This window comes from Streptococcus sp. 9903 (genome assembly GCF_013276625.1).
Lineage (GTDB): Bacteria > Bacillota > Bacilli > Lactobacillales > Streptococcaceae > Streptococcus.
The window spans coordinates 62,377-88,928 of record NZ_VMLI01000004.1 but is presented as its reverse complement, the minus strand read 5'-3'; the positions used below and the strand labels follow the sequence as shown (position 1 = coordinate 88,928).

The following is a 26,552-nucleotide window of genomic DNA, read 5'->3' as shown; positions in this document are numbered from 1 at the left end:
CTGGTTTTCACTCATTAGATCTGATTACTGGCCCTCACACAAATTTTATAGGTAAAATAGATATAAATTGTAAATAAACCAATCATAAACAATAAATATTTTACATCAATTACAACTGTTGTATTTGCAAAATTTTCAAAGTAGCCTAATAAGCTATTACTAAGTGAACAACTCAATGGAATAGCTATTAGCAACGGTATTAGAAAATAGGCGAGAATCTGTTGAAAAATAATTTTTTTATTTTGCATTCTTTGATTTCCTAATAAATAAAGTATATTGTAATCATTAACACTTTCTAATGCATTTGTGGAAGCCTGCAACGACAGAATACTCAATGTGATAACTGTAAAAATAACTCCAACAAAAATTAGAACTAATACAATGACTCCCATAACTCCTAGATATAGTTCTGCTGATCGAACTTTTGTTTGATATACAAAATCAGCTTGATTTCCTTCTTGATCCGTAAAATAATAATTTTCAATCCAGTTCTCTAAAAATGATTCAACATTTCGTTTATCAATCCCTTTTTTATATAAGGCTACATAATGTAAACTGTTAATAGTCAATTTTTTCGCTACTTTATCAGGGACTATCAATGTCCCTCGATCATTATTTTCTACTGTAGTAACAAAATAAACATTTTCCAAAGGACTTTTAGAACTTGACCTTAACTTTACATCGGAAACAGTCAATTCGTTAGTTTTAGAGAGAAATTCCCTAATCTGCTTCCTAGTGCCTTTATAGTTTGCATTTATTAAAAATTCATTGTCTGACAAACTGACTTCTTTTTTCCCTTGAAGTCTTAATAAAGAATTATAATCAGTAAGCGAAACAATATTAACGAACGAGCCTCCTAATTCTTTATCTAAATCCCATAAATTGCTTGTATCAATAATATCTTTATAAGTCAATTCACTTATATAAGTTGGATACTCAAACTCTTTATCAATAATCGAAAAGTCAAAACCATCTTCTTTTAACTTATTCTTTACATCTATATTGTTATGATGGTATTTTTCTCCCTTAAACATCTGCACATCAATATCATAAGGAATAAATTTATTTAAATCATTACTCAATGAACTGTAGGCACTACCACTAAAAATCAATAAGCTAGTTGCTAATGCCAAGGAAAGCGATAATACCGATATGGTCACCGAATTACGATCTGCTTGCTTAGATAGTTGTCTGAGTTTAAATGAATTATATTTCTTGAAATACCAATTTGGCAATGAATAAGTTAAGCGGATCAAAGAATGACTTAATGTACTGTAAAAAATAAATATAACTAGTACAAACAGTGTTATAAGTAACATTCCCCAATTTCTAAGAATTGAAATATGTGTATAGTCTGATAAATAGACACATCCAAAGCAAATAACTAGTGCCGACAAGATAAATAGTAGCAATTGCCATTTTGTTTCTCCTTTCGAAAAAATAGAACTTTTAACACCATTTTCTTGAATAAGAGAAATAATAGCTTGCTTTCTAAAGGTAACTATGTCCATCACACCAATGATTACACTTGTTGCTAAATATGATATTCCTAATAAATTAACTGATTTCATGTCTAGAAAAAACATATTACCAAAATAATTCCCCATAAAAAAATTAGATGCAATATGTGCTAGAACAATCAATACTCCTAACCCTAAGATAAATCCTGCAAGCAAAGCAAACAGATTAACAACCATTGTCTCACAGAAAAGCGTTCCTACAATATGACGTTTTTTCATCCCCAATGTTGCGTATAGACCTAGCTCTTGTTTTCTTCGACCTAATACGAAACCAGTGGAGTAAACAACTAAAAAAGCAATTGTACTCAATACAACATAAGATAATAGTCCCATATATTGTGTCATAATGGTTGTCATCATCTCCTTAGCACCTGATAAACTTTGCATAACAGGATGACTTGGCAAAGCATTAAATGCATAGAGTAGACTATAAATTAACGTTAAACTAAGAAAATAAACTGTGTAGGTCTGTAAATTTCTTTGAACATTTCTGAGAATTAATTTTGGATACATCCTACTTCTCCTTATCGTGTATGTTTATAAATTTTTTGTAAGTATTCTTCATTTGATAAAGAATGGCGGTACATATCTGCTGTAACTTGTCCATCCTTTAATAGAATAATTCGTGATGAATACTTAGCTGCTGCCGGATCATGTGTCACCATTAAAATGGTAATGCCAAAAACTTGATTAATCTCTTGCAGAAGAGCCATTAAATTTTCTGAGTTAGCCGAATCTAAAGCACCTGTTGGTTCATCTGCAATAAGCAGTTTAGATTCATCAATTAGAGCACGTGCGGTGGCAACACGCTGTCTTTGTCCTCCTGATAATTGATTGGGAAATTTATTTCGTAATTGACCAATTGATAATTTTTCTAGGATATTTTCTATTTTTAAATGACAATCAGCAACTTTTTTCCCTTGAATTTGTAATGGTAAGACAATATTCTCATAAACTGTTAAAGTTTCAACTAAATTATAAGATTGAAAGATATAGGAAATATTTTGTGAGCGATAGTTTGCCAATTGATTATCTGTTGCATTGATGATATCAAATCCCTCAAAGGAAATATCACCTGACGTCGGCTTATCGATTGTTGAAATACAGTTTAACAAAGTTGTTTTTCCACTGCCGCTTGCTCCCATAATAGCAAGAAATTCTCCTGTCTTTACAGAGAGATTAACATCCGATAAAGCATGAACTAGGCTATCTCCCTCCCCAAACTCTTTATTTAAATTTTTTACAACTAATTGTGACATAAATATTCCTCCATTTCTATTTTACAAGACTATTATAATCAATCTGAGCTTTAATATCATGAGTAATTCGTGCATAATCTCTCTAAAGACAAGTAAAAAAGCCATAAACTAGTATGGCTTTTTAAATATACATCATTTTCGTTCTTTTCGTTTTTTCATAACGTAGACGATACCAATAATAGATGCTCCTAGAATCAATACGGGAGCATAAAACTCAAGTGTTCCAATAATTCCTTCCATCTTACTCTCCAATCTTGTTCATTCTATCTACAGCGGACATTTGGTGACGTACATTCATAAGAAAGCGTGAAAGCCCACCCACAGCGACCTTGACTAGTCATTCGAATTGCTGTTCTGAGTCCAGCTGCAGAATTACCTGCTAATTCTTGATTGTCAATTTCATGACGCAAGCTATCAACTTCTACATAATTTTCTTCCATTTTGTTTCTCCTATAATTTATCATTTAACTCTATATCTGTCAACTATAACAAGGAAAATTTTCACATCTCAAGAAACATATATACTTCCTAAATTAACAATTAACATTATTACTTGTACATTCATAAGAACATGTGAAACATCGACCGCAGCGACCAGCTAGAGTCATTTTAAATGCTGAATACCAGCCTCCTGCACCAGAAGTTCCTTCCAATTCTTGAGCGCTAATTTCAAAGTCTAAAGTGTCAATTTCTGAATTATATTGCTTGTTTTCCATATTGTCCCTCGCAAAACTTTCCTTGTTTATAATAAATTTAACAAATACTATTTATCAGAATAAAATTTTCTAATCCTTAGTTAACCGCATTTTACATGATTACTAGTACATTCAAATGAACCAGTAAACCATCGACCACAACGACCTGCTAGACTTAATTGAACTGCCGTGAACCAGCCTGAACCTGATTTGCCTGAAAGCTCCTGCTCGTTTACCTCAAAATCCAAATTATCAATCTCTGATGACATTTTCTTTTCTTCCATCATTTTCTCCTATTTTTATTTACCACAACTTACGTTGTTACTAGTACATTCAAATGAACCAGTAAACCATCGACCACAACGACCTGCTAGACTTAATTGAACTGCCGTAAACCAACCTGAACCTGATTTACCTGAAAGCTCTTGCTCGTTTACTTCAAAATCCAAATTATCAATCTCTGATGACATTTTCTTTTCTTCCATCATTTTTCCCCCATTTTTATTTACCACAACTTACGTTGTTACTAGTGCATTCAAATGATCCTGTAAACCATCGACCGCAACGACCTGCTAGACTTAATTGAACTGCCGTAAACCAACCTGAACCTGATTTGCCTGAAAGCTCTTGCTCGTTTACTTCAAAATCAAGACTATCAATTTCTTCACATTTATGAATATGTTTAGTCATAAACAACTCTCCTTTCTTTTTTTAAGATAATCATCTTTACACTACTAAGTATACATCGCTAAATAGCTTTAGTAATGAGTAAATCGTGCAATAATATTGAACGATTTAAAAATTAAAAATGGTAATACAGATTGATTAGCTAGATATTCTAATATAGCAATAGACTCCGTGTGAAATATCTTTTTCTATCTATGTCAAGCTAGCTTGAACAATTAAATTGGAACAATCAATTTAGCTCTATGACAATGTATCTATCATAATTCTCACACCTTCAGCATACTGCTAGTAGAAAATAAAGTTGGAGGCTATATTGATGTCACAACGGAGTATTTCTTTGGAAATTCCATAATCTTGTCGTTTTTTTCAGAAAAATAGAAATAATCTGTTCTTAAAGTTCGTATTAGAAAATTAAAACTTACCTTGTTTCAAGCTCTCAATCAAGAAACAATAGAAACCATTTTGAGTAAAGTGTTGATCGGTGGCAATTCGACTAGTCATAACCACCCGTGAAAACGGGTGGCTTGTACACTGGCTATAAGCCGTTTCTCTCCAGCGGCGTCTAAAAACGCTCGCTGAACTTCGTTCAGGTCATGCTATATTATTTGACTAATTTTTCTCACAGAGAAAAACTGGCTTGAAACCACAATTAAAAGGACTGAGTCCTGTGCAATACAGGATTCAATCCTTAGCATAAATTAATAGTTCAACTTTTGAGGTCATTACACCTTGACGAAGTAGAATTCTTTTCAATTTTTACATTTTCCAATATTTTTAGTGAGTGATACTATAAAACTAAACCCCATACTTCTGAGACATAAGTTTATTCTTACTTTTCTTGGAAGTGTGATACAAATGATAAGCATAATCAACTCATTTAATGCAAAATAACTTAAACTTGAAATTTTTTATTAAAATTAATAATTCATTTGATAAAGTTGACTGTATAAACCATCTCTATTATTTAATAGCTCTCTATGCGTCCCTCTCTCAGAAATTTTTCCATTGTCCATAACAAAAATCTGATCAGAGTCAATAATTGTAGATAAACGATGTGCAATCAAGATTATAGTAATATTCTGCTCTTTAAATTTTCTCATTATTTGTTTTTCGTTTACATTATCTAAATAGCTTGTCGCTTCATCTAAGAGCATAATTCGAGGTTTCTTGACTAATGCTCTAGCCAAAATAATTCTTTGACGTTGCCCACCAGACAAATTCAATCCCATCTCCGAAACTAGCGTATGATATCCCATAGGCATATTTTGGATTTCATCGTGAATATTTACTAATTTACAAATTTCCTCTACTTCTTCTTGTGAAATAATATTATCACCTATAATATTTTCAAGAATAGTTTTATTAAAGAGTGTCATATCTTGAGGTACAATTCCAATTTGTTGACGTAAGTATTTTTTCTCAAATTTATCATAATCTATATTATCAAACAATATTTCTCCTGAACTTGCTGGATATAGACCAATTAATAACTTAGATAGAGTGCTTTTCCCAGAACCAGATGATCCGACAATTGCAACCTGCTCTCCTTGTTTTATTTCTAAAGAAATATTTTCTAAAACCTTTTTACTATCTTTTGTATATGAAAATGATACATTTCTTAATTCAATATCGCCTTTTAAATCAAATTTTAATTCTCCATTTTCCTCCATGTCTTCTTCTAAAATTTCAACTATCCTAGCTAAAAACGTTTTACTATTGTAAAATGATACTACTGTTTCAAAAATATTATTAGTTTTACTGAATAAAAGAGTACTTAAAGAATAAAGTGCAAATACACTTCCTATACCAACACTACTATTTGATTGTAAAGCAACAAACAGCAATATAAAAGGTGAAATAAATGTGATAATAGTAAATAACGAATTCACAAATCCTGAAAAAATTTCACTACATTTATATCTATATATATTTTTATCAAATAAACTCTTCCACTGCTTATATGTCTGGTCTTCAAAACCTTCCATTTTAATTCCCATCATAGAATAAACCATTTCAATCTGTTTATTCTGTAAGTCATTTTGAGAAATTATAAATGACTTATTTCTTTGTTCTAAACTCTGTCTGGTCAAGAATAATATAAAAAGATTCAAAAAAAACAATAGAACAGCTAATAAGGATATAATATAATTAAATCTAGCAAAATAGATTAAAATGCAAATAGCAAACCCTATATCTAAAATCCCAAGTATAAACTGATTTGTAAATAACTGTCTGATTCTAGACAAACCATTTATTGAGTAGATTAAATCTCCGCTACTTCTAGTAGAAAAAAATTTATAAGGTAACTTAAAGAGATTACTTATCACATTATTGTTTAGTCGCTCATCAATAGCACTTGTCAATATAATTGCAAAATATCTCTGGCACAACATGATAATAAAATATATGGAGACAAAAACTAAGAATCTAAGTAATAAATCGAATTGTTTAATAAAAACTCCCTTTGAGACTTCGTTTAAAATTTGTTGCATCCATAGAGGAAAAATAAAATTTACTCCATAACTACCTAGTGTTAAAAAAAGCAATGGAATAAAATATGGCCAAGTTTTTAACAACTGTTTATAAACTACTTGAAAGTTTTCTTTACTCTTTCTCCTAGATACTTGTGAACTATCTACTATACTGATTAGATACTCTGAAAAACCTTCTGAAAATTCTTCCAAACTATATCTAATTCTACCAAGTTCTGGATCGACAACCCATACAAATTTTTCGTTTACCTTCTCAATTACTACAAAATGTTTACTTTGCCATAAGGCAATTGCTGGAGTCAAAATTTTAGAGAAATTTTCAATTTGTTCTTTGGGATAACGAAACGACTTAATAGAAAATCCAATATTTTCTAATATATCAATTAAGTTTCCAAAATTTGTTCCATCCCTTCCTGTTTCCTGAATATTACGTAAATCTTTGACAGAAATCTCATGATCAAAATAACTTGATACCATTGCTACACAACATAAACCGCACTCTGTTTTTTGATGCTGTTCTATAAATGGTACTCTTCTCTTCATTACATTCCTCCTTAATTTAATAATAGCAATTCATTAAGACATTTTCTACCCGCCTTATAATTAGACATCAATATTCCCATTTCACCTGTCAAAACACCCCAATCATCAGTTTCATAGGTCATTTTTTCTAATAAATATTGATTGCTTTCCTGATGTATCTCATTTTCAAATTGATTAGTTTGAACAGGTAAAATTGAATCCAAAATCACCAAATTACCCACATTCCCATGACAAATTGAATTATCCAAATTTAATCCATTAATTAGTATATCTCTGCTGTAATACTCCACTTCTTCCGATAACAACTTATCTGATAACCCATTAATTAACAAATAATGCTTAGCTTTTACAATACCAACAATACCATTACACCAGGAGTAGTATTTAGCATTTTTTCTTACTTTTAGAACTTTATTGGGATTTAGTTCCTCTCTCTCTTTCCTTAAATAGTCTTGTACACACTGAATAATCATTTTTCTAATATTTGAATCTGTACTTAAACTTAAACTATATTTATATAGCTGAACAATTACACCATAATTCCCGTGAGCATACCCTGGATCTTCTGAAATCCATACCCCTTCTTCGGCATATATTTTAAGCAGACGTTGAACAATTAGTTTCATCAACTTATCTGTCAAATTTAATATATCTAAATTTCCTTTAAATGTACTATTGACTTTCAATAAAACACCTAAAATACCAGAAATCCCACCGATAATATCTAAATTATCTAAATTTGAAACTATATCTTTAGTTCTAAAAATGGTTTCAAAGATACATGTTTCAATCTCCAAAGGAATATCTTTATTACTCTCCTTTAATACACACAATGCATATAGATAGCCATAAATTCCGGTAAAAGCTCCAACATTTTGATATGTAATATCAGAACTAAAATCCTTTATGTAGTTAACAGTGTATTTCATTACTCCAGGAAAAAGTTCTTCTAACTCCTTGATTTTTAAACTATTGATTCCAAGTAAAATGCCTGCTGTACCTGAATATAAATCATACTTCATAGGTGATATATCATAATTTTTATCCATAGCTAGCATTGCTAACCAGCTAATTTCGCCATTATGTTCAAACCTACTAGATAATAGTCTTTTTACAAATAATTCTCTTCCAAGATCTTTTCTTTTAGAAGGTTCAATATTTTTTACAAATAATTCGGTCCCCATAAAAGACATATTAATAATTCTCTTCTGACGAACTAAGTTTGAAGTAGATGCTATTTTTATTCTATTTAAAATTTTCTCTACAATACTTTCGCCCTCAAGTGATAAAATATATTCCTTAACTCCATTTGAAATATTATTATTAGATGAATCGGAATAAAAAATTGGGACATCATCATTTTTCAATTGATTAATCTCATCATGAATCATTTTACTATCAAATTCATTGGAAATATCACCATATTCACATAATCTAAGAAAATACATTTCAAAATCATAACGATTTTTTAAGAGTTCTGGGTGATGACTAGTCTCTAGCAACTGTACATATATATTGGTATTTCTATAAATGTATCTCGTTTCACAATTATTAAAATATTTCTTAATCATTTTTGAGATAACTGACTTATTATCAACAAAAATTCTATAAATCTCTTCAAATCCCTGTTGAACTTGAGGTAAATAATTAGAACAAGAGACATTCTCACCCTCGTATCTAACAGTACTGGGAAAGCTTCCAACCTCTTTAAAAACTTTTTCAATTCTGATTTCATCAGTGCCAACATTAGACAGCTGATGTGTTAAATAGGGAGATTCTCTTCTTGCACCAGAATTTAATGCACCTATTTCCATTCCTTTGTTATTATTAATTGAATATAGCGTCATTGGCAAAATACCTGTACTATATACTGAGTTAGCTACAAAGTCATACATTTTATGTATAGATGTATTAATTGTCTCATTTTCACTAAAATGAAGAATTGTTTCATTATCAATCAAATAAGGAAATCTCCCAGATGCTAATACATTTTCTCCATGATAATCTTTGGCACCAAACAAATGTAAAAATGCTAGAATTTTCCCCATATTTTCGAAATATATTTTTACATCTTCTAAAGTAGAACATTCTTGAATTTCAATCATTTCTACATAGCTATATCCTTTCTTAGTTAAAGTCTTAGGGATAAATAATGTATTCGAGATTCCAAATGTCTTTTCAAATTCTTCTGCAAATAATTTTAAATTAACATCCAATATCATATTACGAGGTTTATACACAATATCCTTATCTTTGAAATTTAATATACAAACTGTCTTGCCTTTAGAATGAGTATCACCTGCATTAAAATTAATTTTGGATAATTGTAAATTCGATACTTTAAAATAATTCTGAATATCTTGAATGTCGTCTTCTAAATTATTTAAAATTTCTTGAATATAAAAACTTATATTTTTTAATTTTTGATCTAATACCTCATATAACATTGGATATCTTTTATAAAAATCAACAATATATTCTTTATCTCGTAATAAAGTGTCTATATAGTATTTATATCTATCCTCACTACTCTCCCCCAGAAGTTTTGAATTTCTGCGTAAATCATTAATTTCTAAAACAACTGTACGATAACTAATATTCATACAAATCTCAAAAAAATATGTTTCAATACCTTCTATAAAAGTCTGTTTATCAGAAATATAATTCTTAGTTTCAACAATACTATAAATTTTTTGGACATATTTATAACACAATGGTTTATATAAATCTAACCAATTGATTCTAGTCTTAAGCCTTTGCTGTGGAGTATATAACATCCATTCACCTTGTTCTAGCGCTTCTTCAATAAATAAATCTTTACTTTCATCATAGTCATTATATAGTTGTTCCCATTCATTGAGCCCTTTCCCTGAAACATTCTTTAAAAATGTATCTAACTCCTGAGAATTATTGACATTATTAAATAGTTTTATCCATTTATCTGTAATTGCTGACATAGTAATTCCTCCTTATAATTACTTTAAGATTATCAAATTTTCAAGTAATGGTAATGAGTATTCTATGCACTTTTGAGATTGAGAGACCCAATTTGTAAAATTAAACTAGACAGAAAAAGCCATCTATGTTAGGCTCAGATAAACACCACATTTGTCTGAAAGAAACTAACATAAATGACCTATACTCAATAAATAGAATTCCTAGGAAATCATCGAATTATCAATCACCCTACCAAGTTTTTCTGAGTTACATGAAAAATCTAACTTAATTTGACAATTTAGTATTCACTCAGTCAAAATAAGCAGAACTAACTCATTTCCCCTCGCCCAATTCAATGATACGATGACATTGTTGGGCTACATAAGCATCGTGGGTCACAATAATGACTGTTTTCCCCTCGCGATTCATCTCTAAGAGAAACTTCAAGACCAAATCTCTATTTTCAGGATCCAGAGAACCTGTTGGTTCATCGGCTAAAATCAGCTGGCTGGGTTTTAAGATGGCTCTAGCAACTGCAATTCGTTGTTGTTCCCCACCAGACAACTCGGAAACCTTTTGATACAACGTAGCTGACAAACCTACTCTCTCTAAAATTTCTTCCACCTTTTTGAGCTTGTCTTTCTTAGACAATTTCACATATTTCAGTGCCAGCATAAGATTGTACTCGACCGTTTCATCATCAATCAGGGCAAAATTTTGAAATAGATAAGAGATATGTTCACGGATTATTGTTTGTGACTTGGCAGAATTAACCGCTAGATTTGTCTGGTCAAAAATCTCATACCGTCCGCTATAATCACCATCTATCAAACCTAATAAATTTAACAAGGTCGACTTACCACTACCACTCTTGCCAACAATGGCTACCAAATCCCCCTGATCAATCCTGAGAGATAAGTTATCCAAAATCACTTTTCCCCCAATGGTTTTGGTAATATTTTTCAACTCAATCATAAGATGCCCCCTTTCAATAACTCTACTAGACTTCTTTTCTCCATCCTAGAAGCCAAGCCTAGCACAAATAGTATATCCAAACATGTAAAGCCTGCAAACAGCAGGAGTGGCAAGAGCGCATGGGCAAAGAAAATCAAGACTAGAAGAGGCAGACTATAGCCCAGCAAGAGCAGAACGAGGAGAGGACGATAGCGATCGACCAGTTTCCACCCCATAAACTTCTTGGTAATGATATCCCTGCGCTTCAACAAGAAAGTAGTAACGAGTAAAAAGTAGGAAATCATCATGCTAAGGAGACCAAACAAAGCAAAGAGTATATTAAGATTTCGAACTGCATCTCGATAAGAATCCACTTTCTCTTGTTGAATGGCTTGAATCGATGAAAATTTTAAATAATTCCCATCTGATAATTTCTCAACTAACTCCGTAATCACTTTTTGATTTTGTTCTGTATTTTCAACTTTCATCGGGTTGTTTAAACCTGTCGTTGACAAGCGAGTCTTTTCTTCCCACATCATGTCTTGATCATTTACTAGACTAATGATTGGATTGTGGAGATTTTCCTTTCGCTCATTATTATAAGGGAAGAAAGACCAATCTCCTTCATAGTAGGCAATTTCTACATCCATATCTTCTATTGTTTGCTTTTGCTGATCTTCATACCTCAGAGAAAGATAGGCGATGGATTTTCCCAAGAATTGATTCTTGCCTTCTTGTCCTTTGTCACTGGCTGGCATCAAAATAACTTTTTTAGTGCCGGTATCTGGTAACTTGAATCCCTTGCTCTTTAGAAAATTGCTATTAGCATAGTAAACATCTACCTTATCAGGCAGTTGGTAGTTCTGCACTTGTTCAGCTTTGATGACTGGTTTGATAGAAAGACTCGCACTTCGCACATAGTTTACTTGTATTTTTGCTAGCAAGTCTTGATAAAATTGGTAGAAATAATCTGTAGATTTCCCTGACCCTGCTAGCTCTTCTTGCCACAGATTATCATTGAGTTTGAAGGTTTCCAAGGTCAGGTAATTTCCTTGGCTTACCCACTGTTGCTGATAAGCAAGTTCTTTGTTTTCTTGTTCTAGACTTCTGCCCACCCCAATCAGTAAGGCCGTCAGTAAAATAGTTGTCCCTATTTTCATCACATAATTGAAGATGAGACCAAGTTTGACAGATGAAAAACCTTTCAACATGGAACTGACTGTCATTTTCTGAATCATCAGGTAGGTCAGCCAACTGATGAACAAATATAACTGTAAAAGCAGAAATTGGGATAAGAGTAAACTTGGGAACAGAAGTTTTGGCCTGTAGTCCAGCACTAAAAATAGTCCCAAGTCAATGACAAGACTTCCACCCAAGAGAAGATAAAAATTAGTCTTTACAAAACCAGCTAAAATCGCCCCGCTTTGAAAACCAAGTAACTTTTGAACCCCCACTCGTTTCATCTCCATCATCGGCTGATAAACTGTTACTAACACAAGAAGTAAAATAGCCAAGACAAAAACAATGGCAGATAAAAGCAAATCTCGATTTATGACTTCCACTGCACTTTTATAGGTAGGCTCTAGCAAGGTAGCCTGGTCTATCTTGAAAAAATCGCTCCATTTCTGTACAATCCTATCCTTATCCATCTCTTGTGTAGAAGTTATCGTATAGCGACCATTTAAACTACGAGATGTATCCTTGATATAGGTTTGAAAAGTTATAAGCTGAATAGGCTTGGCTTTTAGAAAGGTCGGTATCGTATCAAGTTTATTAGAAATTTCTTTATTACTGTAGACTCCTTCACCATCTGTGGTAAAATCAAGAGAAGAAATCCCAAACTCTTGGTAGGGGAAGGTATCTTTATCAAAAACACCAGACTTGATTACCTCATCACCACTGTCTGTTTTGATGATGGAGACTTTGTACTCCTTTGATACATCCTCAAAAAATCGAAGAACAGACGCTGCAGGTTCGTTAATATCTTTCAAATACAAATCCAAAGAATCTACAGTCTTTCCCATTTCCCGAATCCGAACCGCTTCACGTGTGTAGTTTACATTAAAAACAAAAAAAGTGGTACACAGCAACAGCAGAAACATACAAAGATGACTGATTTTTTTCATAAAAGTACCTCCACTAAAGTTCTCCCTCTCCTAATAGAAGAGGGAGAATTTCACTTAAAATCCATAGAAATATTCCATTCCTGTTGGTGGAATTTGATTAAGGGCAGCTTTAGCCCAAACCTCGGGATCTTCACGATCCTTAGAGATTCTACCTCCATGCTTAACAGTTGCTGTATGAGATCGAGTAGAATGTAAATAATCAGAATATCCAAAAGTTCCTGTCCAACCTACTCCATAGTTCCATTGACCACCATCAACCCATACTGCTAAAGCATTTGTAGTAGCAAGTATACCACATACCATTAAAGATGCAACACCAATTTTAACTAATTTTCTCATGATTTATTTCTCCTATTATTGAGAGCTGTTCCGTAAAAACAGCTATAGTAATTTATCAACAAGTATCGTAGTCCATTGGACTCACCTTCCTTTCATTTTTACAACTAGCGCATTATATCGGCCAGTTCCATGGGAAAACCGTAGCAATGCTGAATAAGAAAGCAAGAAGAACTAAAAAGCGAAAAACTTTTTTATTCATACTTTTTCCCTCCTATCTGTATTTTGTATCTATAGTATACCTCTTCTTTATTCTATTTTAAAATTAGTTAACTTTTTTCACACATTATTTTAGTTTTCTTTTTTACTATTCCTGTTATTATGATACAATATTTTTAATAGGATTTTATTATTTGTTAACTTTTTTCACGAAAAGGAGAAAATTATGCGTTATGATTTCGGAAAGGTCTATAAAGAAATACGCGAGTCAAAAGGATTGACCCAAGAAGAGGTCTGTGGAAATGTCATCTCAAGAACCAGCCTATCAAAGATTGAAAGCGGCAAGGTAACTCCCAAATATGAAAATATGGAGTTTCTTCTCCGGCAAATCAATATGAGTTTTGAAGAGTTTGACTATATCTGCCATCTCTATCAACCAAGCCAACGAACAGAAATCATGCAAACCTATCTCAATATGAGCTCAATTCTAGGGACTAGTGAACTCGAAAAACTATTTCAAAAATGCCAAAACTATCTCAAGACCCGCCACGACCTACCTATAGAAGAAATCAGGGATATGCTGGAAGTTGTTATTTATCTCCGTCAACATGGGACTGGGGAACTGTCAGATCAAGTGAAACAGACTATCAAAAATCTTTGGGAAAAAATTGAAAAACAAGATACATGGTATGAAAGCGACCTAAAAATCCTCAATACCATCCTTTTCAGCTTTCCCATCGAACACCTCCATCTCATCACTGGAAAAATATTGCAACGCCTAGAAGTCTATAAAAACTACCAACATTTATATGACTTACGAATGGCAATCCTACTCAATCTGTCCACCATTTACTTATACCATCAAGACAAAAACATGTGTCAACAAATCTGCTATACTTTACTAGAGGATGCCAAGAAAAAGAAGCACTACGATAGGCTTGCTATCTGCTATGCCCGTATCGGGATTTGTAGGGATGACGCTAGACTTATCCAAAAAGGTTTCTCACTTCTGGAGCTGACCGAGGAAACTTCTATGCTGTCTCATCTCAAAAAAGAAGTAGAGACCTATTATCAACGGAAGGAAAGAGAAAAGGGCTTAGAAAAAACTAACTTCTAAATAAAACCACACTGTAATTCCAATCTTGAATACAATCAAGTTGAAAGGAATACCCTGTGGTTTTTAAATTTTTGAAGTTTCATAGGTCAGTTTGTTGGATAACGTTATAAGAAAATTCAGGCTCATCAATAGAAATCTTAATCCCCCTACTACTATCTGTTTACCTCTAATATATTCTAATTTTCTTTAATCAGTGCAACCTCTTTTTATTTTTTACTAAATTTTAAGTAGGTGTAAATAAATCCTGCACTGATAGCCAGAGTTGTCCACCACTTAAAATCAATATGCAAAAGTGAAAAGATTAGAAAATTGATGATTAGCGAGGCTAAAATATAAATAATGATTAAAATTTTATTTTTCATAGGAATTGCCTTTCTGAATGGATTCTAGTATTTACAGCTTATCTGTAAAGTTTACAATAAGCCGCTAGGGCAATTGTCTATCAGAATGTCCTTTTATCTGTCAATAATCCTAGAAAATCTTGTCGTTTCAAGTCTGAGAAATGTTTGGTAGAAAGACTTCCTTTTTGAAGTCCATCATCTCTAACCTGCAAATAATAGCTATGTTGGCTTGTTTTAATTGTCAAAAAATCGCCAAATACAAAAAATTTTTTCCAGTTACGAATCTCAAATTCTTTCATCTCTGATTTTGGAATGCGGATAAGGCCTTGTCGCAAATCACGATGATGCTCACTTGTGAAAGTCATCCCATTCCCAATATTTCTTATCAGTAGTTCATCTGGAGTTACCATCACCAACGCTATTTTAGTTAAGAAAATTTCAACTGTTGGTGGTAAAATCGCCAAATCAAACCAAGGATGTAGGTAGCGATAGGCTAAGAAATAATGAGGCTCCTCACCCAATCCTAGTTGTTTATATAAGTCCTTGACCTCACTATCTAACCTCGCTTCAAAAGACACATCCGAATGCTCTTCTTCCTTCCTCTGATTAAAATAACGCATCCAGACTAGGAAACCTATAAAGACTAGGACAAATATTCCTGATAAAAGATATTTTAAATTGTAGTTCATCACTTAACCTCCTGATTAACTTTTCCGCCTAAAACAGAGGCCTATCTATTTTGAAAATAGTTCCATAACAACTTTAAATAAGACTGGTAGTATTGTATCAAACTAGAATTCTTTCTTTTCTAGCTACATCATAATTCTTTGCTGAATACAAAGTTAAGGGCACTGCATTTGTTAACGCTTACACAACTCCTGCTTTACCTATATTATAAATCAACATATATAACCTGTCAAGTAATAAAAAAAAGAGCCATTCAAAGCTCCTTCCCTATTTCTTAATACCAGCCATTGTTAAGCCAGAAGTTTTTAGCGGCTGTCCATGAACCGTAACGTCCTGCAACGTAGGCATCTGCTACACGTTCTTGGTTTTCAGCTGAGTAGTCACCATTCAAGTATGAATCTGTCAATTGGTAACGTCCGATGTAACGTCCGTTTGTAGCTGTGTAGCTACCACCTGATTCTTTTTGTGCAATCCATTCTTTAGCTTCTGCTTCAGATCCGCTTACAGTTGAAGCAACAGTTTCTTCTGCTACTGTTTCACTTACTACTGGAGTTTCTTCCTCTACCTCTGTAGTTTCTGCCACTGGAGCTGAAACAGCCTCATCTTGAGCTGCTGGAGCTGCATAAGTCGTTGAAGCTGGTGCTGCTGGCGCTACAGGGCCGTCGATAACCAACTCTTGACCAACATAAATCAAATGAATGTTGTCGATGTGGTTGTTTTCTGCCAATTTTTCAACTGTTGTGTTGTGAGTTTCAGCGATTTCTGAAAGTGTATCACCTTCTTTAACAGTGTAAGTTGATGATTCTTGAGCAGATACAAATGATGGAGCAAATACTGCAAACAAGGCAGCTACTCCTGCAAGAGTTGTTTTAATCTTTTTAGTTGTTGATTTCATATTTGAAAATTCTCCTTCTTTCTATAATTCTATGATACCCTTTAAATATTACCGTTTCTTGACACTTTTATGTAGAAATATTACAAAATTATTTTTTATTTCCCTAAATAAGGTGTTTTTTGTCATAAAAGATACTATTTTTATGCTATTTGAGGTATTAGAAAGGTTTTCATCCACAATTAAAGTCAAGACCTTTATTCTTTGATATAATAGAGATAAGAATTTTTATAAGGGGAAACTGATGAAATCACTTCGTTTTCAATCTGTCTTTGATATCATCGGACCAGTTATGATTGGCCCATCTAGTAGCCATACAGCTGGTGCTGTTCGTATTGGGAAGATTGTCTCTTCCATTTTTGATGATACTCCGACAGAAGTCGAATTCCAACTTTTTAACTCATTTGCCAAGACCTATCGTGGCCACGGGACAGACCTAGCCCTTGTTGCAGGTATTTTGGGCATGGATACAGATGATCCTGAAATCCCAAACAGCCTGGAGATTGCCCACAAACGTGGTATCAAGATTGTCTGGACTATTCAAAAAGACAGCAATGCTCCGCATCCTAATACCACTAAAATTACCGTTAAAAATGCCCATAAAACTATCAGTGTGACTGGCATTTCTATCGGGGGAGGGAATATTCAGGTAACCGAACTCAATGGCTTTGCCGTCTCTCTCAATATGAATACACCGACTATCATCATTGTTCATCAAGATATTCCAGGTATGATTGCCCTCGTTACGGAGGCCCTTTCACGCTATGGTATCAATATCGCCCAGATGAATGTCACTCGTGAAAAAGCTGGTGAAAAAGCCATTATGATTATCGAAGTTGACAGTCGCAACTGTGATGAGGCTATCGAAGAAATTCGAAAAATCCCTCATCTCCACAATGTCAATTTCTTTAAATAGGAGGAAGCATGTTTTATTCTATCAAAGAATTGGTCGAGCAGGCAGAACTAGACTTTCAAGGAAATGTCGCAGAACTCATGATTACAACAGAGTTTGAATTGACAGGTCGTGAACGTGAAGAAGTCTTCCTTCTCATGGAACGCAATCTGGAAGTCATGAAAGCTTCTGTCCAACTTGGCCTCAATGAAAATAAATCTCGTAGTGGCCTGACAGGTGGAGATGCTGCCAAACTGGATCACTACATCAAAAACGGAAAAACTCTGTCAGATTACACAATTCTCTCTGCTGCCCGAAATGCTATCGCAGTCAATGAACACAATGCTAAAATGGGCTTGGTCTGTGCCACTCCGACCGCTGGAAGTGCTGGCTGTCTGCCTTCCGTTCTCACTGCTGCTATTGAAAAATTAGACCTCAGCCACGAGCAACAGCTGGATTTCCTCTTTGCTGCCGGTGCCTTTGGACTAGTCATCGCAAACAATGCCTCTATCTCAGGTGCTGAGGGTGGCTGTCAGGCCGAAGTCGGCTCTGCCTCTGCTATGAGCGCTGCCGCCTTGACTCTGGCTGCAGGCGGGACACCCTATCAAGCCAGTCAAGCTATTGCCTTTGTCATTAAAAACATGCTGGGCCTCATCTGTGACCCTGTGGCCGGTTTGGTCGAAGTTCCCTGTGTCAAACGCAATGCCATGGGAGCTAGCTTTGCATTTATCGCAGCAGACATGGCCTTGGCAGGTATCGAATCTAAAATCCCTGTTGATGAAGTGATCGATGCCATGTACCAAGTGGGTTCAAGCATGCCAACTGCCTTTCGCGAAACAGCTGAAGGTGGACTTGCTGCCACCCCTACTGGTCGTCACCTCCAAAAAGAAATTTTCGGAGAATAAGCTTATCAAATAGGAGAAATCATGACCTCTATCTCAGCTATCTTTTTCGATCTGGATGGAACCCTCGTTGACAGTTCTATCGGGATTCACAATGCCTTTACCCATACCTTTAAGGAGCTGGGGATACCTAGCCCTGATGCCAAAACGATTCGTGGTTTTATGGGACCACCTCTCGAAAGTAGTTTTGCGACCTGCCTGCCTAAAGAACAAATTTCTGAAGCCGTGCAGATATACCGTTCTTACTACAAGGAAAAAGGTATCTATGAAGCTCAACTATTTCCTCAGATTGTAGACTTGCTTGAGAAGCTATCGAGCAAATATCCTCTTTATATCACCACTACAAAGAATACTCCAACCGCTCAAGACATGACTAAAAACTTGGGAATCTATCATTTCTTTGATGGCATTTATGGTTCCAGCCCTGAAACACCTCATAAGGCAGATGTCATTCGCCAGGCCTTACAGATACATCAACTAGCACCGGAACAAGCCATCATCATCGGAGATACCAAGTTTGATATGCTGGGAGCTCAAGAAACAGGCATTCAGAAATTGGCCGTCACTTGGGGATTTGGGGAGCAAGCAGACTTGCTAGACTATCAACCTGATTATATCGCCCACAAACCATTAGAAGTTTTAGGGTATTTTCAATAACATAGACTGGGCAACAACCCCATTTCAGAATAAAATGAAGTAAATCTATACATAACAAAACGCATATTACCAAGGTTCTTCTGTACTGACCTGATAATATGCGTTTTTCTTTTTTATTCAACGTGGGTAGTTTGATTGGCAAAGGCGATAATAGCTTGCTTCAACTCATCTCCACTAAGAGTACGAAACTCTTCAATCTTTTGACTGATGACTTCTAGGGGCATGACATTGACCTTACCAACGAAAATCTTATCCATAACTTGGTTATCAACGAGTTCTGTTGATACCAAGAGTTCTTCGTAGAGTTTTTCACCTGGACGGATTCCAACTTCAACGATTGGAATTTCACTTTCGGTGTGTCCACTTAGAAGGACCATTTTCTTGGCCAGGTCATAAATCTTGACTGGTTTACCCATATCAAGGATAAAGACTTCCCCATCCTTGGCATAAGCACCAGCATGGATAACCAGACGGCTAGCTTCTGGAATGGTCATGAAGTAACGGGTCATGCGGAAGTCTGTCACCGTTACAGGCCCACCTTCAGCAATCTGGCGTTCAAAGACTGGAATGACACTACCACGGCTACCAAGTACATTCCCAAAACGAACCGCACAGTAGGTTGATTGACTACGTTGGTTAAAGCCAGTGACAATCAACTCAGCTACGCGCTTGGTTGCTCCCATAACATTTGGTGGATTAACCGCCTTATCTGTCGAAATCATAACCATCTTAGGTACTTTGGCTTCATCAACAGCCTTAGCAACATTGTAGGTTCCACGGATATTGTTTTTGAAGGCTTCTTTTGGATTGCGCTCCATCATAGGAACGTGCTTGTGGGCAGCTGCATGATAAACAATAGCTGGCTTGTACTGCTTAAAGACTTGCAAGAGACGGTCGTAGTCTTGAATATCTGCGATAACTGGCACATAATCAATCCCTTGGAACTTGCGAATCAATTCATGATACACAAGGTAAATTGAGTTTTCCCCATGCCCGAGCAAGACGATGCGTTCAGGATTGAAGCGACTAACTTGGCGACAGATTTCAGAACCGATTGAGCCACCAGCACCTGTAACCAAGATCGTCTTACCTGTAAGTTCTGCGCCCAGACGCGATTCATCAAGACGAATTTCTTGACGTCCCAAAAGGTCCGTAATATCAATTTTTTGGAACCCAGTAGCTGCTTGGTGAAGGCCTTGAACAACAGTTTCAACCTTAGGCATCTTGTAACATTTGACACCCAGTTTGTTACACATCTGCAAGATACGTTCATATTCTGACGGGTCAAGCGACGGAATCGCAACGATAACACGCTCGATTTGATGACGTTTAGCTAATTCAGGCAAATTGTCATAAGAGCCTAAAACAGGGATACCACCAAGTTTTTGACCCTTTTTCTTAGAATCCTTATCCAAGATACCGACCAGTTCTAATTCACTGGTTGGATGTTGGTAACTATCCATAAAGAGAGCCCCACCATCACCGGCACCAATCAAGAAGGTCCGACGGTGTTCCCCATCACCACTGCCTTTTTTGCGTCTGGAGTAGATTAACTGCCAAGTAATCCGTGGCAATAAAATCAAGAAGGTACTCAACAAGATAAAGAGAATGATGAAACGGATGGAGAAGAGTGGCAAGAAGGCATAGCAGATACTATATGACAAGACACTGCTAGCAGTCACACCAAAAAAGATTTTCATAAAGTCCGTAATCTTGCTGTAACGACTAATACTAGCATTCAACCCCCAAAATCCAATCATCAATTGATAGAACAGGAAGGCCAAACTCGTATAGATAATGTAGTCAACAGGTGCTGGATTAATCAGCCCATAAAATAAAATATAAGATACAATGATGGAAACCATCATACTGAAAATATCAAATATGCCCCAGAAGACCTGTTTTTGTTGTTTATTTAAAATTTCCACCAGATCAATCACATAATCTGTGAGTTTTTTATTCATAGAAATTTACTCCTCCTTAAAAGAGCTGGATGATTACATTGTTATTATAACACTTTTTCTCTAGTTTACGATTTGCTACAATCTTTTACTTGCTTTTTCGTAACAGTTTCATAAAAATAAACTGTCGGACAAATCCAGGACAAAGGGCAACAACCATCTGAATCGCAACACTCTTGGTATACTCCATGTAAGAAATTTGCCCTCTCTTCAGCATACGCTGACGAGCTTGACGATAGAGTTTGAGGTAACGCAGTCCCCCACGACGCTCAAACATCCCTGCTCCGACACGAACCTGACACAAGATTTGATCCAGATTTCCAGTCTTGGCTCCTGCAGCAATCATATTGAGCCAGAGGAGGTCATCCTCCATATAAAGGCCATCCTCATAGTTGCCTGCCTTGAGAACCATGTCCTTCTTGAACATGACAGTCATGTGGTTAAAGGCACTTCTCATCCTTTGATAAGCTACAATCTCTGCATGTTGAGTCGGAACACGACGGTAAGAAACAATCTCATCAGGATTATCAATAAACTCTGCAATATGTCCACCTAATAGGTCGAGCTTGTCCTTCTCCATTAGCTGAACCTGTTTCTCAAAACGGTCTGGAACAGCTATATCATCTGTATCCATACGAGCGATGATATCGTACTGACACTGCAAAACACCCTGTCGAAGAGCCAGACCCAAACCTTGATTCTGCTCAAGAGGATAGCGTTTCACTGGAATATCAGACTCAGCTTCCACCTGGTCTAATACCTGATAGAGCTCAGGTGTCAAAGGCCCATCCTCAACCAGAACCAACTCGCTCGGTTTCAGGGTCTGATTTTGAACACTCTCAATAGCATCCTTTAAAAATGTCGGATTTTCCTTGATATAGACCGACATCAATACGCTGATTTTTTGCTTTTCAGACACAGTTTTTCTCCAATGTATAGATTTCCTTCCACTATTTTATCATAATTTTCAAGAGTTTCCCATTTTTATCTTGAAAGCCAGAAACCTTACTTGACATTATAGGGAAAAAGCCTTAAAATAAGCTGTTATTAAAATCAGCTAGAAGAGGTATTATATGAAAAAGCAATCACTCTTTTTTGTTCCAGGTATTATCCTGATTGGTGTTTCCTTGCGGACTCCTTTTACTGTTTTACCCATTATTTTGGGAGATATTTCGCAAGGTCTGGGAGTAGAAGTTAGTTCGCTTGGTGTCCTGACCAGCCTGCCTCTCCTTATGTTTACCCTCTTTTCACCATTTTCTACCCGACTTGCTCAGAAAATTGGCTTGGAGCATCTCTTCACCTACAGCCTCTTCTTCTTGACCATCGGTTCTCTCATTCGACTAATCAATCTGCCCCTGCTCTATCTAGGAACCTTGATGGTTGGGGCAAGCATCGCAGTCATCAATGTGCTGCTTCCTAGTCTTATCCAAGCCAATCAACCAAAGAAGATTGGTTTTCTGACCACCTTATATGTAACGTCTATGGGGATTGCAACGGCTCTAGCCTCCTATCTGGCCGTGCCTATTACACAAGCCAGTTCTTGGAAAGGACTTATCATCCTCCTCACCCTGCTCTGTCTAGCAACTTTTTTGGTCTGGCTGCCTAATCACCGATATAATCACAGACTGGCTCCACAAACCAAACAAAAAAGTCAAACAAAGGTCTTGCGTAATAAACAGGTCTGGGCAGTTATTGTCTTTGCAGGTTTTCAATCCTTGCTCTTTTACACCGCTATGACCTGGCTACCTACAATGGCTATCCATGCAGGCCTATCCAGTCACGAAGCTGGCTTACTGACTTCTATCTTCTCTCTGATTAGCATTCCTTTCTCAATGACCATCCCAAGCCTGACAACCAGTTTATCTACTCGCAACCGTCAGCTTATGCTCACTCTGGTTTCACTAGCTGGTGTGGTCGGCATTTCCATGCTCTTTTTCCCTGTTAATAATTTCTTTTACTGGCTTGCCATCCATCTTCTCATCGGAACTGCAACCAGCGCCCTCTTCCCTTATCTCATGGTCAACTTTTCACTCAAGACAAGCGCCCCTGAAAAGACAGCCCAATTGTCCGGCCTATCTCAAACAGGAGGCTATATCCTAGCAGCCTTTGGGCCAACCCTCTTTGGTTACAGTTTTGACCTGTTCCACTCTTGGGTACCAGCTGTAGCTGCCCTCTTGCTGGTGGATATCCTGATGACTGTAGCCCTCTTTACAGTAGACAGAGCTGATAAAATTCTCTAAACTTCTAGTTTTTCCTAGAAGTTTTTTTATATATAAAAATTTTACACATTTCTCTTGACAGGGCTTTCTTTTAGATGTACAATGTATGTGTAGAAAAATTATATATAAAAATCCTACACATTAGAAAAGGAGGTTTCCCATGTACTTTCCAACATCCTCTGCCTTGATTGAATTTCTCATCTTGGCCGTACTGGAAAAAGGGGATTCTTATGGTTATGAGATTAGCCAAACCATTAAGCTGATCGCTAATATCAAAGAATCCACACTCTATCCCATTCTCAAAAAATTGGAAGGCAATAGCTTTCTGACAACCTATTCTAGAGAGTTCCAAGGTCGCATGCGCAAATACTACTCCTTGACAAATGGTGGTATAGAACAGCTCTTGACCCTAAAAGATGAATGGGCACTCTATACAGACACCATTAATGGCATCATAGAAGGGAGTATCCGCCATGACAAGAACTGAATACCTGACTCAGCTAGAACTCTATCTCAAAAAACTGCCTCAGGCTGACCAAATTGAAGCCATGGACTATTTCAGGGAACTCTTTGACGATGCTGGAGTCGAAGGAGAAGAAGAACTCATTGCCAGTTTGGGAACTCCCAAAGAAGCAGCCCACGAAGTTCTATCCAATCTTCTCGATAAAAAAATCAATGAGGCACCCGCTCAAAAAAATAACCGACAAATTTTACATATCGCCTTGTTAGCTCTCCTTGCAGCACCTATCGGCATTCCTCTGGGAATCGCCATCCTCGTGACCCTGTTCGCAATCCTTGTGGCCGCTTTGACTGTCATTCTGGCTTTCTTTGCGATTTCCATACTTGGTATCATTGGCGGATTCCTATTTTTAGTTGAAAGTTTCACTGTCTTAGCCCAAGCCAAACCAGCCTTTATCTTGATTTTCGGTTCTGGTTTACTGGCTATCGGTGCTTCTTCACTAGTTTTACTAGGCATTTCCTATGTAGCTCGTTTCTTCGGTCTACTCATTGTTCGCTTGGTGCAATTTGTTCTCAAAAAAGGAAAGAGAGGTGACCAGCATGCGTAAATTGACAAAAGGATTTCTCATTTTTGGTGTGGTGACTACCGTTATCGGCTTTATCCTGCTCTTTGTAGGCATCCAATCTGACGGAATCAAGAGCCTACTTTCCATGTCCAAAGAACCTGTCTATGATAGCCGTACGGAAGAGCTAACCTTTGGTAAGGAAGTCGAAAACCTAGAGATTACTCTCCACCAACACGCGCTGACCATCACAGACTCTTTCGATGATCAAATCCACATTTCTTACCATCCATCACTTTCTGCTCACCATGATCTTATCACCAATCAGAACGATAGAACTCTGAGTCTCACTGATAAGAAACTGTCTGAAAGTCCATTTATCTCTTCTGGAATTGATGGGATTCTCCATATTGTAAGTAGTTCATCTAATCGTTTTAATGATGTCATCATCGGACTACCGAAAGGGAGAACTCTAAAAGGGATCAACATCTCAGCCAATCGCGGACAAACCACCATCATAAATGCTAGCCTTGAAAATGCGACCCTCAATACAAACAGCTATATCCTCCGAATTGAAGGAAGCCGTATCAAAAACAGTAAACTCACAACGCCCAATATCGTCAATATCTTTGATACAGATTTTACAGATAGTCAGCTAGAATCAACAGAAAATCACTTCCACGCTGAAAATATCCAAGTCCATGGTAAGGTTGAACTGATTGCCAAAGATTATCTCCGAATCATCCTAGACCAGAAAGAAAGCCAACGAATTAATTGGGACGTCTCAAGTAACTATGGGTCTATCTTCCAATTCACAAGAGAAGAGCCTGAATCAAGAGGCACGGAATTAAGCAACCCTTACAAAACTGAAAAAACCGATGTCAAGAATCAACTCATTGCGAGATCTGATGATGATATTGAGCTAATATCCACACCAAGCAGACGTTGACAAAAACGCTTACATCTGCTACTATGGAAGCATATTTATCTAACTAAAAAGGAGGTTCTACCATGAAACAAGAATGGTTTGAAAGTAATGATTTTGTAAAAACAACAAGCAAGAACAAGCCTGAAGAGCAAGCTCAAGAGGTTGCAGACAAGGCTGAAGAAACGATAGCCGATCTCGATACACCAATTGAAAAAAATACTCAAGTAGAGGAGGAAGTCTCTCAAGCTGAGGTCGAATTGGAAAGCCAGCAAGAAGAGAAAATTGAAACTCCTGAAGGCGGTGAAGCGAGAACAGAAATAGAAGAAAAGAAAGCATCTAATTCTACTGAAGAAGAGCCAGACCTTTCTAAAGAAACAGAAAAAGTCACTATAGCTGAAGAGAGTCCAGAAGCACTTCCTCAGCAAAAAACAACTACGAAAGAGCCACTTCTTCTCAGTAAATCCTTAGAAAGTCCTTATATTCCCGACCAAGCTCCAAAATCTACGGATAGATGGAAAGAGCAAGTGCTTGATTTTTGGTCTTGGCTAGTGGAGGCTCTCAAATCTCCTACAAGCAAGCTTGAAACAAGTAGCACACACAGCTACACAGCCTTTCTCTTGCTCATTCTGTTTTCTGCATCTTCCTTTTTCTTTAGTATCTACCACATCAAACATGCTTACTATGGACATATAGCAACTATGCATAATCACTTCCCTGAACAATTTGCTTCATTAAATCTCTTTTCGATTATCTCTATCCTAGTAGCAACAACACTCTTCTTCTTTTCATTCCTCTTGGGCAGTTTCGTTGTGAGACGATTTATCTACCAAGAAAAGGACTGGACGCTAGAAAAGGTTCTCCAACAATATAGTCAACTCTTGGCAATTCCAATCTTCCTAACTGCCATTGCTAGTTTCTTTGCCTTCTTTGATAGCCTACGATTTTCAGCCCTTTTGTGTGTGATTAGCATTGGAATCATTCTGCTTGCTAGCCTCCATATCATTACGAGACCTAGTCAAGCAAGTGAAACCGACTCCTTCTATCAGTTATTCTTATCTGTCCTTGTGAACGGAGTCATTATCCTCCTCTTCTTTGTAGCTGAAGTGGCACTGATTGGGGATTATCTCCGTATCTTAACCTTTCTTTAAACTTCATACTATTCGAAAATCTCTTCAAACCACGTCAGCTTCGCCTTACCGTAGATATATGTTCCTGACTTTGTCAGT

At 36.2% G+C, this 26,552-nt stretch carries 25 protein-coding genes and 1 pseudogene; 9 read left to right on the top strand and 17 right to left on the bottom strand.

Annotated features, from left to right (window positions below; all coding sequences use genetic code 11):
* Positions 1-14 precede the first annotated feature (14 nt).
* The 12 genes from HT696_RS02310 to HT696_RS02255 all read right to left on the bottom strand — a co-directional run bounded on the left by HT696_RS02310 (position 15) and on the right by HT696_RS02255 (position 13,552).
* Entirely contained in the window at positions 15-2,033 is a 2,019-nt protein-coding gene (locus HT696_RS02310; protein ID WP_023945194.1) for an FtsX-like permease family protein, read from the bottom strand.
* A gap of 11 nt (positions 2,034-2,044) precedes the next feature.
* Positions 2,045-2,779 carry an ABC transporter ATP-binding protein gene (locus HT696_RS02305; protein ID WP_023945195.1) on the bottom strand — a complete coding sequence of 245 codons (735 nt, stop codon included), beginning with the start codon at positions 2,777-2,779 and terminating at the stop codon, positions 2,045-2,047.
* Between the two features lie 263 nt (positions 2,780-3,042).
* Positions 3,043-3,219, bottom strand: coding sequence for a salivaricin M family lantibiotic (gene slmA / locus HT696_RS02300; protein WP_057487960.1), 177 nt, complete (start codon positions 3,217-3,219; stop codon positions 3,043-3,045).
* A 93-nt stretch (positions 3,220-3,312) separates the two neighbouring features.
* Positions 3,313-3,495, bottom strand: a complete 183-nt coding sequence (gene slmA, locus HT696_RS02295) for a salivaricin M family lantibiotic (RefSeq protein WP_078156164.1) — start codon at positions 3,493-3,495, stop codon at positions 3,313-3,315.
* A gap of 80 nt (positions 3,496-3,575) precedes the next feature.
* Positions 3,576-3,743 (bottom strand): salivaricin M family lantibiotic, encoded by a 168-nt coding sequence (gene slmA / locus HT696_RS02290; protein ID WP_240148716.1) that lies wholly within the window; start codon positions 3,741-3,743, stop codon positions 3,576-3,578.
* A gap of 30 nt (positions 3,744-3,773) precedes the next feature.
* Entirely contained in the window at positions 3,774-3,959 is a 186-nt protein-coding gene (slmA, locus tag HT696_RS02285) for a salivaricin M family lantibiotic (protein WP_057487958.1), read from the bottom strand.
* A gap of 16 nt (positions 3,960-3,975) precedes the next feature.
* Complete coding sequence (gene slmA / locus HT696_RS02280) at positions 3,976-4,164, bottom strand: salivaricin M family lantibiotic (protein WP_057487957.1); 189 nt, start codon at positions 4,162-4,164, stop codon at positions 3,976-3,978.
* A 914-nt stretch (positions 4,165-5,078) separates the two neighbouring features.
* On the bottom strand, positions 5,079-7,196 hold the full coding sequence (locus HT696_RS02275; protein WP_078156163.1) for a peptidase domain-containing ABC transporter: 2,118 nt from the start codon (positions 7,194-7,196) through the stop codon (positions 5,079-5,081).
* Positions 7,197-7,207: 11 nt separating this feature from the next.
* The gene (gene lanM / locus HT696_RS02270) at positions 7,208-10,153 is read right to left on the bottom strand and encodes a type 2 lanthipeptide synthetase LanM (RefSeq protein ID WP_173283268.1); all 2,946 of its coding nucleotides are present in this window, start codon (positions 10,151-10,153) and stop codon (positions 7,208-7,210) included.
* Positions 10,154-10,466: 313 nt separating this feature from the next.
* The gene (locus tag HT696_RS02265) at positions 10,467-11,108 is read right to left on the bottom strand and encodes an ABC transporter ATP-binding protein (protein WP_173249815.1); all 642 of its coding nucleotides are present in this window, start codon (positions 11,106-11,108) and stop codon (positions 10,467-10,469) included.
* A complete protein-coding gene (locus tag HT696_RS02260) occupies positions 11,105-13,213 on the bottom strand; it encodes an amino acid ABC transporter permease (RefSeq protein ID WP_050242663.1) in 2,109 nt (702 codons plus the stop codon). Before HT696_RS02260 ends, HT696_RS02265 begins: the two co-directional genes overlap by 4 nt.
* A 54-nt stretch (positions 13,214-13,267) precedes the next feature.
* Positions 13,268-13,552: a lactococcin 972 family bacteriocin gene (locus tag HT696_RS02255; protein WP_050242664.1), complete on the bottom strand. Its 285-nt coding sequence runs from the start codon at positions 13,550-13,552 to the stop codon at positions 13,268-13,270.
* Between the two features lie 382 nt (positions 13,553-13,934).
* On the opposite strand from HT696_RS02255, the gene HT696_RS02250 reads away from it, so the two are divergent.
* Entirely contained in the window at positions 13,935-14,825 is an 891-nt protein-coding gene (locus HT696_RS02250) for a helix-turn-helix transcriptional regulator (protein WP_001268180.1), read from the top strand.
* 442 nt (positions 14,826-15,267) lie between these two features.
* Here HT696_RS02250 and HT696_RS02245 read toward each other — a convergent pair whose 3' ends face one another.
* Positions 15,268-15,855 carry a hypothetical protein gene (locus tag HT696_RS02245; protein WP_001108794.1) on the bottom strand — a complete coding sequence of 196 codons (588 nt, stop codon included), beginning with the start codon at positions 15,853-15,855 and terminating at the stop codon, positions 15,268-15,270.
* Positions 15,856-16,127: 272 nt separating this feature from the next.
* Positions 16,128-16,748: a LysM domain-containing protein gene (locus HT696_RS02240; RefSeq protein ID WP_173283266.1), complete on the bottom strand. Its 621-nt coding sequence runs from the start codon at positions 16,746-16,748 to the stop codon at positions 16,128-16,130.
* 241 nt (positions 16,749-16,989) lie between these two features.
* On the opposite strand from HT696_RS02240, the gene sdaAB reads away from it, so the two are divergent.
* The 3 genes from sdaAB to HT696_RS02225 are packed head-to-tail and all read left to right on the top strand — an operon-like array spanning position 16,990 to position 19,196.
* On the top strand, positions 16,990-17,661 hold the full coding sequence (gene sdaAB / locus HT696_RS02235) for an L-serine ammonia-lyase, iron-sulfur-dependent subunit beta (protein WP_000838912.1): 672 nt from the start codon (positions 16,990-16,992) through the stop codon (positions 17,659-17,661).
* Positions 17,662-17,669: 8 nt separating this feature from the next.
* The gene (gene sdaAA, locus HT696_RS02230) at positions 17,670-18,542 is read left to right on the top strand and encodes an L-serine ammonia-lyase, iron-sulfur-dependent, subunit alpha (protein WP_173283264.1); all 873 of its coding nucleotides are present in this window, start codon (positions 17,670-17,672) and stop codon (positions 18,540-18,542) included.
* Positions 18,543-18,563: 21 nt separating this feature from the next.
* On the top strand, positions 18,564-19,196 hold the full coding sequence (locus HT696_RS02225) for an HAD family hydrolase (RefSeq protein WP_112444490.1): 633 nt from the start codon (positions 18,564-18,566) through the stop codon (positions 19,194-19,196).
* A gap of 113 nt (positions 19,197-19,309) precedes the next feature.
* On the opposite strand, the gene HT696_RS02220 is transcribed toward HT696_RS02225, so the two are convergent.
* The 3 genes and pseudogenes from HT696_RS02220 to HT696_RS10880 form a co-directional block, all read right to left on the bottom strand.
* Positions 19,310-21,160, bottom strand: coding sequence for a nucleoside-diphosphate sugar epimerase/dehydratase (locus tag HT696_RS02220; RefSeq protein WP_112444487.1), 1,851 nt, complete (start codon positions 21,158-21,160; stop codon positions 19,310-19,312).
* Positions 21,161-21,245: 85 nt separating this feature from the next.
* Positions 21,246-22,046 (bottom strand): glycosyltransferase, encoded by an 801-nt coding sequence (locus HT696_RS02215; RefSeq protein WP_188110387.1) that lies wholly within the window; start codon positions 22,044-22,046, stop codon positions 21,246-21,248.
* A pseudogene (locus HT696_RS10880) lies at positions 22,026-22,173 on the bottom strand (glycosyltransferase family 2 protein); the annotation flags it as partial. The gene HT696_RS02215 and the pseudogene HT696_RS10880, both read right to left, overlap by 21 nt.
* A gap of 57 nt (positions 22,174-22,230) precedes the next feature.
* Between HT696_RS10880 and HT696_RS02210 the strand changes: the two are divergent.
* From HT696_RS02210 to HT696_RS02190, 5 genes are all read left to right on the top strand, one after another.
* Positions 22,231-23,397: an MFS transporter gene (locus HT696_RS02210; RefSeq protein WP_173262855.1), complete on the top strand. Its 1,167-nt coding sequence runs from the start codon at positions 22,231-22,233 to the stop codon at positions 23,395-23,397.
* A 139-nt stretch (positions 23,398-23,536) separates the two neighbouring features.
* Positions 23,537-23,863 (top strand): PadR family transcriptional regulator, encoded by a 327-nt coding sequence (locus tag HT696_RS02205; RefSeq protein ID WP_000273854.1) that lies wholly within the window; start codon positions 23,537-23,539, stop codon positions 23,861-23,863.
* The gene (locus tag HT696_RS02200; protein ID WP_023941404.1) at positions 23,850-24,443 is read left to right on the top strand and encodes a DUF1700 domain-containing protein; all 594 of its coding nucleotides are present in this window, start codon (positions 23,850-23,852) and stop codon (positions 24,441-24,443) included. Before HT696_RS02205 ends, HT696_RS02200 begins: the two co-directional genes overlap by 14 nt.
* Positions 24,436-25,347: a DUF4097 domain-containing protein gene (locus HT696_RS02195; RefSeq protein ID WP_173283260.1), complete on the top strand. Its 912-nt coding sequence runs from the start codon at positions 24,436-24,438 to the stop codon at positions 25,345-25,347. The genes HT696_RS02200 and HT696_RS02195 overlap by 8 nt, the downstream gene beginning before the upstream one ends.
* Positions 25,348-25,409: 62 nt before the next feature.
* Positions 25,410-26,474: a DUF6574 domain-containing protein gene (locus HT696_RS02190; RefSeq protein ID WP_173274929.1), complete on the top strand. Its 1,065-nt coding sequence runs from the start codon at positions 25,410-25,412 to the stop codon at positions 26,472-26,474.
* The last annotated feature ends 78 nt before the right edge of the window (positions 26,475-26,552 follow it).

Excerpts from the sequence above, each read along its gene's own strand:
- HT696_RS02225 (WP_112444490.1), top strand. The coding sequence starts at position 18,564 with ATGACCTCTATCTCAGCTATCTTTTTCGATCTGGATGGAACCCTCGTT.
- lanM (WP_173283268.1), bottom strand. The coding sequence starts at position 10,153 with ATGTCAGCAATTACAGATAAATGGATAAAACTATTTAATAATGTCAAT.
- sdaAB (WP_000838912.1), top strand. The coding sequence starts at position 16,990 with ATGAAATCACTTCGTTTTCAATCTGTCTTTGATATCATCGGACCAGTT.
- HT696_RS02200 (WP_023941404.1), top strand. The coding sequence starts at position 23,850 with ATGACAAGAACTGAATACCTGACTCAGCTAGAACTCTATCTCAAAAAA.
- HT696_RS02260 (WP_050242663.1), bottom strand. The coding sequence starts at position 13,213 with ATGAAAAAAATCAGTCATCTTTGTATGTTTCTGCTGTTGCTGTGTACC.
- HT696_RS02245 (WP_001108794.1), bottom strand. The coding sequence starts at position 15,855 with ATGAACTACAATTTAAAATATCTTTTATCAGGAATATTTGTCCTAGTC.
- HT696_RS02210 (WP_173262855.1), top strand. The coding sequence starts at position 22,231 with ATGAAAAAGCAATCACTCTTTTTTGTTCCAGGTATTATCCTGATTGGT.
- HT696_RS02305 (WP_023945195.1), bottom strand. The coding sequence starts at position 2,779 with ATGTCACAATTAGTTGTAAAAAATTTAAATAAAGAGTTTGGGGAGGGA.
- HT696_RS02250 (WP_001268180.1), top strand. The coding sequence starts at position 13,935 with ATGCGTTATGATTTCGGAAAGGTCTATAAAGAAATACGCGAGTCAAAA.
- slmA (WP_057487960.1), bottom strand. The coding sequence starts at position 3,219 with ATGGAAGAAAATTATGTAGAAGTTGATAGCTTGCGTCATGAAATTGAC.
- HT696_RS02265 (WP_173249815.1), bottom strand. The coding sequence starts at position 11,108 with ATGATTGAGTTGAAAAATATTACCAAAACCATTGGGGGAAAAGTGATT.
- slmA (WP_057487957.1), bottom strand. The coding sequence starts at position 4,164 with ATGACTAAACATATTCATAAATGTGAAGAAATTGATAGTCTTGATTTT.
- HT696_RS02255 (WP_050242664.1), bottom strand. The coding sequence starts at position 13,552 with ATGAGAAAATTAGTTAAAATTGGTGTTGCATCTTTAATGGTATGTGGT.
- HT696_RS02220 (WP_112444487.1), bottom strand. The coding sequence starts at position 21,160 with ATGAATAAAAAACTCACAGATTATGTGATTGATCTGGTGGAAATTTTA.
- slmA (WP_057487958.1), bottom strand. The coding sequence starts at position 3,959 with ATGGAAGAAAAGAAAATGTCATCAGAGATTGATAATTTGGATTTTGAA.
- HT696_RS02275 (WP_078156163.1), bottom strand. The coding sequence starts at position 7,196 with ATGAAGAGAAGAGTACCATTTATAGAACAGCATCAAAAAACAGAGTGC.
- HT696_RS02310 (WP_023945194.1), bottom strand. The coding sequence starts at position 2,033 with ATGTATCCAAAATTAATTCTCAGAAATGTTCAAAGAAATTTACAGACC.
- sdaAA (WP_173283264.1), top strand. The coding sequence starts at position 17,670 with ATGTTTTATTCTATCAAAGAATTGGTCGAGCAGGCAGAACTAGACTTT.
- HT696_RS02205 (WP_000273854.1), top strand. The coding sequence starts at position 23,537 with ATGTACTTTCCAACATCCTCTGCCTTGATTGAATTTCTCATCTTGGCC.
- HT696_RS02190 (WP_173274929.1), top strand. The coding sequence starts at position 25,410 with ATGAAACAAGAATGGTTTGAAAGTAATGATTTTGTAAAAACAACAAGC.
- HT696_RS02195 (WP_173283260.1), top strand. The coding sequence starts at position 24,436 with ATGCGTAAATTGACAAAAGGATTTCTCATTTTTGGTGTGGTGACTACC.
- HT696_RS02240 (WP_173283266.1), bottom strand. The coding sequence starts at position 16,748 with ATGAAATCAACAACTAAAAAGATTAAAACAACTCTTGCAGGAGTAGCT.
- slmA (WP_240148716.1), bottom strand. The coding sequence starts at position 3,743 with ATGTCATCAGAGATTGATAATTTGGATTTTGAGGTAAACGAGCAGGAG.
- slmA (WP_078156164.1), bottom strand. The coding sequence starts at position 3,495 with ATGGAAAACAAGCAATATAATTCAGAAATTGACACTTTAGACTTTGAA.
- HT696_RS02215 (WP_188110387.1), bottom strand. The coding sequence starts at position 22,046 with ATGTCGGTCTATATCAAGGAAAATCCGACATTTTTAAAGGATGCTATT.